This window comes from Pseudomonas sp. FP1740 (assembly GCF_030687165.1).
In the GTDB taxonomy this organism is placed as follows: domain Bacteria; phylum Pseudomonadota; class Gammaproteobacteria; order Pseudomonadales; family Pseudomonadaceae; genus Aquipseudomonas.
Genome location: NZ_CP117461.1, coordinates 1,111,409 through 1,117,500 on the forward strand (window position 1 = coordinate 1,111,409; position 6,092 = coordinate 1,117,500).

The 6,092-nt window shown below is 58.2% G+C and carries 5 protein-coding genes; 1 reads left to right on the forward strand and 4 read right to left on the reverse strand.

Features of this window, described 5'->3' with window-relative positions; genetic code table 11:
- Positions 1–4: 4 nt before the first annotated feature.
- Positions 5–1,018 (reverse strand): sensor domain-containing diguanylate cyclase, encoded by a 1,014-nt coding sequence (locus PSH69_RS04805; RefSeq protein ID WP_305411221.1) that lies wholly within the window; start codon positions 1,016–1,018, stop codon positions 5–7.
- Positions 1,019–1,093: 75 nt separating this feature from the next.
- Entirely contained in the window at positions 1,094–1,999 is a 906-nt protein-coding gene (locus PSH69_RS04810) for a LysR family transcriptional regulator (protein ID WP_305411222.1), read from the reverse strand.
- 102 nt (positions 2,000–2,101) lie between these two features.
- Here PSH69_RS04810 and PSH69_RS04815 point away from each other — a divergent pair, with 102 nt between their 5' ends.
- The gene (locus PSH69_RS04815) at positions 2,102–3,277 is read left to right on the forward strand and encodes an aspartate aminotransferase family protein (protein ID WP_305411223.1); all 1,176 of its coding nucleotides are present in this window, start codon (positions 2,102–2,104) and stop codon (positions 3,275–3,277) included.
- A 108-nt stretch (positions 3,278–3,385) separates the two neighbouring features.
- Here the strand turns inward: PSH69_RS04815 and PSH69_RS04820 are convergent, their stop codons facing one another.
- Entirely contained in the window at positions 3,386–3,913 is a 528-nt protein-coding gene (locus PSH69_RS04820; protein ID WP_305411224.1) for an adenylate kinase, read from the reverse strand.
- 16 nt (positions 3,914–3,929) lie between these two features.
- Positions 3,930–5,867 carry an alkaline phosphatase D family protein gene (locus tag PSH69_RS04825; RefSeq protein WP_305411225.1) on the reverse strand — a complete coding sequence of 646 codons (1,938 nt, stop codon included), beginning with the start codon at positions 5,865–5,867 and terminating at the stop codon, positions 3,930–3,932.
- Between the last annotated feature and the right edge of the window lie 225 nt (positions 5,868–6,092).

A 6,092-nucleotide genomic window follows, 5' to 3' on the forward strand; every position in this document is an offset into this window, starting at 1 on the left:
CGCCTTACCCCGAAATCAGATTCTTGCCCGCGATCTTCGACCGATATAGCGCCTGATCGGCCCTGGCCAGCAACCCGGTCTGTTGTTCTTCTTCAAAGCGCTGCACCACGCCAAAACTCATGGTCACTTGAAAGTCCCCGACCGGTAGCAGGCTCGACAGGCCATGACGGATTCTTTCAGCGAGTGCCCTGGCGTCGGCCAACAAGGTATTGGGCAGGATCAGGATGAATTCGTCACCGCCCCAGCGCGCCAACAGATCGCCTTTGCGCACGCAGTGCTTCACACTCTCGATCACTTGCACCAACGCTGCATCTCCCAGGGCGTGACCGTAGTGATCGTTGATGTTTTTGAAGTCATCGAGGTCCATGGCGATCAGCGACAGGGGTTCGCGGAAGCGTTGGGCGCGGTCGCATTCCTTGGGCAGGGTTTTCTCCAGTCGATAGCGATTGGCGATGCCGGTCAGCACATCGGTTTCTGCCAATTTGCGATTTTCTTCGAGTTGAATCTGTAACTGCTGATTGACCCGGGACAACTCCCGAGTGCGTTCCTTGACGATGGCTTCCAGGGATTGATTACGCCGCTCCATTTCTTCGATCAGGCGTTTCTTATCTTCGATGCTGCGGTGCGCGCCGATCATTCGCGCCACCGAGCCGTCGGCATTACGTGCCAGCACGTAGCCGCGATCCTCGATCCAGGTGTAAGTGCCATCGCGCATGCGGCAGCGATACTCGGCCTGATAACCGGGAGCGCGCTGATCCAGGTAGTCATCAAACAATGCCATGACCCGCGAATAATCGTCGGGGTGGATCACGTTTTCCCAGGTCAACACATTGTTGTCCAGGGAATGAGGCGTATAGCCGAGCATCTCGTACCACCCGGGGTTGCGATAGACGAACCCGGTGTTGGCGTTCCAGTCCCAGATACCATCGCTGACCAGTTCCAGAATGGTGTGCAGCATGTCTTCGTTAAAATTTGACAGATCGAACTTCAACGGCTCGATCTTCGATGCCTCACCCATCATCGGTCTCCCTGCCGTCCTGATATCAACGTGACTCGTCAGTCGAGGAGATTAGTTCATGGCGTATTGCCCCGGCTAGTGCTTGCCCCACCACCGCAGTGCAAAGTCAACGAAGCTGCGCAATTTCGGCAAACGGTAGCGGTCCTGGGCATACACCAGGTTCATCGGCCGACTTGGCAGTTGGTAGTCCTGCATCAAGGCCACCAGTTTTCCGTCCCGAAGGTCTTGCTCCACCAGCGCATCGGGCATCATCACGATGCCCATGCCGGTTCGCGCCGCTTGATGCAGGCCCGCCGAGCTGTTGATCAGCATCGGCCCGCTGACCTCCACCATGACTTCGCCTTCGGGGCCTTTCAGGCGCCATTGTTTTTCTACCGAGTGCCAGTCATCTCCGGCCGGGTAGGCGAAGGCCAGGCAGTCATGGTGTTGCAGGTCGGCGGGTTTTTCCGGTGTGCCTCGACGCGCCAGATAATCCTTGGATGCGCACAGGGTCATCGTGTAGTCGATAAGCGGGCGAGAAATCATGTTGGACAGCTCGGTCGTGCCCAAGCGAATCGCCACATCGAAACCGTTATCAAGCAGATCCAGGCGCTGGTTGGTCAAAACGACGTCGAGTTTGACTTGCGGGCAGCGCAGGGTGAATTCGCTCAGGGCTGGTGCGAGCCGTTCGGTGCCGAAGGTCAGCGGTGCGGTGATGCGCAGAGTACCGCTCGGCTCGTCGAGGGTCTGTTCGGCCAAACGTTCGGAATCGGCCACCAGCCCCAGCACTTCGAGACACCGCTGATAGTACGCCGTACCGAATTCCGTCAACCGTTGACGCCGTGTCGTACGGTTGAGCAGGCGCACACCCAGGCGCTGTTCCAAGGCTCGAAGATGGTTGCCGACCATGGTTGTGGACATTTCGCACTGCAAAGCGGCGGCGGTCATGCTGCCGGCTTCCACCACTCTTACGTAAACGGTCATTGCCTGGAATAAATCCATTATCAAGCCCAGCTTTAAAATGATTGAAGTGTTGCGGTATTTATCCAGCTCAGGTGGCTAACCATACTGCAAAAACACCGACTATTGATGGAGCTTGATGTCATGACCGCCGCCTGCCTGATGAGCACTTACCAACCCTTGGCCCTGAGTTTCAGCAAAGGTCTGGGCACGCGCCTGTGGGATCAGGCCGGTCGTGAATACCTGGACGCGGTGGCGGGCGTGGCGGTGACCAACGTCGGTCATTCCCACCCGCGAATCGTGTCGGCCATCAGCGAACAGGCCGGGTTGCTGTTGCACACATCCAACCTGTACAGCATCGACTGGCAACAGCGGCTGGCGCAGAAACTGGTTCGGCTGTCGGGCATGGAGCGGGCGTTTTTCAGCAACTCCGGCGCCGAAGCCAACGAAACCGCGCTGAAACTTGCGCGGCTTTACGGCTGGCACAAAGGCATCGAGCAGCCGCTGGTAGTGGTCATGGAGAACGCTTTCCACGGACGGACCCTCGGCACCTTGTCGGCCAGTGACGGCCCAGCGGTACGCCTGGGGTATAACAAGTTGCCGGGGGACTTCATTAAAGTGCCATTCGGCGACTTCGCTGCCCTGGAGAAGGCGCAGAAAGCCCACGGCCCACGCATTGTGGCGATTCTGATGGAGCCGATTCAGGGCGAAAGTGGTGTGCAAGTGGCGCCGCCCGGTTATCTCAAAGCGGTGCGCGAGCTCTGTGACCGGCGCGCCTGGTTAATGATGCTCGACGAAATCCAGACCGGCATCGGCCGTACCGGCCAGTGGTTTGCGTTCCAGCACGAAGGCATCATCCCGGACGTCATGACCTTGGCCAAAGGCCTGGGTAATGGAGTGCCCATCGGTGCCTGCCTGGCTCGGGGCAGAGCTGCGGATTTGTTCACGCCCGGCAGCCACGGCAGTACATTCGGCGGCAATCCGCTGGCGTGTCGGGTGGGTTGCACCGTGCTGGAGATCATCGAGGAACAAGGCCTGCTGGAAAACGCCAGACTTCAGGGCGAACGCCTGCTTGCCAGATTGCGCGTCGAACTGGCCGACGACCCGAACGTCTTGGTGATCCGTGGCCAGGGCTTGATGATCGGTATCGAACTCGCCCAACCAATCCGCGACCTGACCCTGATCGCCGCGCGGGATCACGGCTTGCTGATCAACGTGACACGGGGCAAGACCATTCGCCTGCTGCCACCGCTGACGATCGATGAGCGGGAAGTGGAGATGATTGTCAGAGGTGTTTGTCGGGCTCTGAAGGCAACCTGACACTTTCTGGATATACGCCGGTTCCCCTGTAGGAGCCGCAGAAGGCTGCTCCTACAGAACCGGTGTTTCCGTCAGTGGGATAAATCCCCAAAAAAATGGCGAGATCAATCAGTCGGCTGGTTGCGCTGCACTGACGAAAACCGAGACTTCAGCCCGGTTCATCAGTTGAAGTTTCGAACCGCTAAACCCTTCAAACAAACGCTGATGTGCGGCAAACCCACTGGACCCTTCGCGAGTACGGTAGCTACCGGCCCATTCCAGTAACGCTATCAGCAACTCATCATCTTCGTCCCGCTTCGCTTCTCGCTGGCGAATGTTGTTTACGCAATCTTCGTCTTCCAGACACAGCCAGATCAGTGCTGTGGCTTGCTCCACAAGCTCGCTGACCATCCAGCCGTAAACACCTTCGATAACCCAGCGCTCTTCACTTGCCGCTACCCGCGCCATTCCCAATGCCTCGGCGCGGGGACGGGCGATGCTGTGTTCATCGGATACCCAGTGAATCAGGTCGAGATCGGTCCAGGGCGCTTGCAGGTGGTCGGCCAGTCGTTTGGCCAGCCAACTCTTGCCGGAGCCGGAGTTGCCGATGATCAGGGTGCGGGTGAGGTTCAGGGGATGGGCGTAAATATTGCTCATGGCAACCCGGACAAAATCAGTCGGCCGTTTCAGAAGTTTCAGGCGCAATCATTCGCGTCTTCGGCGATCCATCCGCATTGAATTGATAAATATCCTGCGGCTGTCCCTTCTCATTGAAGAACACTTGGCCGATTCCTGCCGAATTCCACAGTCGTTCCCCTGCTTCGGCGTGTTCGGGGATGTGCGGAACAATGCGCATGCGTCGGCGTTTGGTCAGCCAGTTAAGGGGCGAGCGGGGCGAGTAGAGCCAACGGTTGAGGCGGTCGAACCATTCGAGCAGGGCGGGTGGGAATTCGTTTTTGATGCCGCTGCTGGTGATCTGCCAGATACGCGGGCCGGCCTTGCGGTGTCGGATCAATACTTCATAGACGAAGGAATAATGCACATCACCGGACAGCACCACGTAGTTACCGGGTGTGCGGGAGTGTCGGAAAATGTTCAGGATCACCTGGGCCGCGCCACGATGGGCCATCCAGTTTTCGGCGTCTACCAGCAGTGGATAACCGCACCAGCTGAATACACGCTGCACGGTTTCGATCAGTTTGACGCCGAAGATCGGCGCCGGCGAAACGATGATCGCCGAAGGGTGATCGAGCAAATCCTGTTGCAGCTCACTGAGCGCTTCCCAGTCCAGCAGGCCCGACGGCTGCTTGAGATTCATCTCGCTACGCCAGCGCCGGGTGCGGGTGTCGAGCACCACCAGCGCCGGGCGGGTGGGCAGCACGTAATGCCACTGCTGAAAACTCAGCAGTTCATCGATCAATTCGTCCTGGATCTCGCTGTCGAGGTGATGGTCTTGCCCCGTGACGCTCAATAAGCGGGTTTTTTCCAGTACGCTGCCAAACGCATCCGGGTTGTTGCCCCAACCCTGACACAACATATAAGCAAGCAGCGCGTTGCCGATGATGCGCTTGGAGAACGGATGGTTGTAGGCCGTTTCCTCCCATTGCGCAGAAAGATTCCAGTCATCGGTAATATCGTGGTCATCGAAAATCATCAGGCATGGCAAATGCGCCATCGCCCGCGCGACGCCGCCCAGCCCCGCCTTGAACCCATCGATGCGCGTCTGCTCCAGGGCATAACGCTTGTGTCGTTCGGGCGTCAGTGTCGGTGGTTGCGGCGCGATCAGCGTCCAGGACGTTGGCGACCACACCAGCAGGTACATGGCCATGACTTCGGCGAAGGTCACCAAATGATTGTCGGCGCTGCTGCTGGTGAAAATCGGCTTACGCGCCCCACCGAAAAATCGCTCGCGCAGGGTTTCGTTGCTCTCAAGCGCCGGTAACAAATCCGCACGATGGTAGTAACTGGCCGGATGTTCGTAGAGTTTGGTGCTGTCGCTGACTACTGCGCCGTCGAGGTGTTCGTCGAACAACCCCAGATGTTCGATCAAGGCATGAATTGCACGCAGCATTGGTCCCGCGACATCATCCGCATACACCTGATCACCGCTCATCATTAATAGAGCCGGACGCTTGCTTGCGTCCGGCTCTGACGCGAGCAACCGGTCGACACACAGCAAGCCATCGGCCGCCGGATGGTGAGGTTTACGGCAGGAGCCATGCAGCAACTGATCGATCTGTGAGCGCAACACAAAGTTCGGGCAGCGTGCTTCGCCATATAGTAGGTGAGGTGCCCACTCGGCGATGCCCGACGGAGCGCCATCCGCCTCGGTGATCAGCAGGTCGTACTCGATCAGCGTGTCGCCGGGCAGGGCGGTGTTCAGTGGTACATCTATTAGATGAATAAAGGCATGAGCGCCGACGGGAATGATCGTGCATTGATCCGCATCGAGGCGGATATCGATGCCTTGCAGGCGCAGCGTCAGCGCCAGCGCACGCGACCCGACCAACCAGAGCACCAGCCGCGCAGGTTCCAGGCGCCGCAATAACGGGCCGACGAGTACGGGTGGTAGTGATTGATGAGCGTCAGCTAGTGGCAAAGACATGGACATCCCGTTCAAGAATCCTGGCGCAGAGGGGCGCGATCATAGCGCAGCTGGTAAAGAGGGCGGGTTTGTCGACGGGTAATGCAAGCAAAGCCTGGACTTCTCATGAGGCAGAAGTCGGTACTCCGCCTAAGTCGCATGGATTAGGTAAAAATAATTGCAACAGGTGGTTGACCACCAAATAAAACACTGTACTATTCGCCTCCCGCTAACGAGGAGTTTGAAACTGAG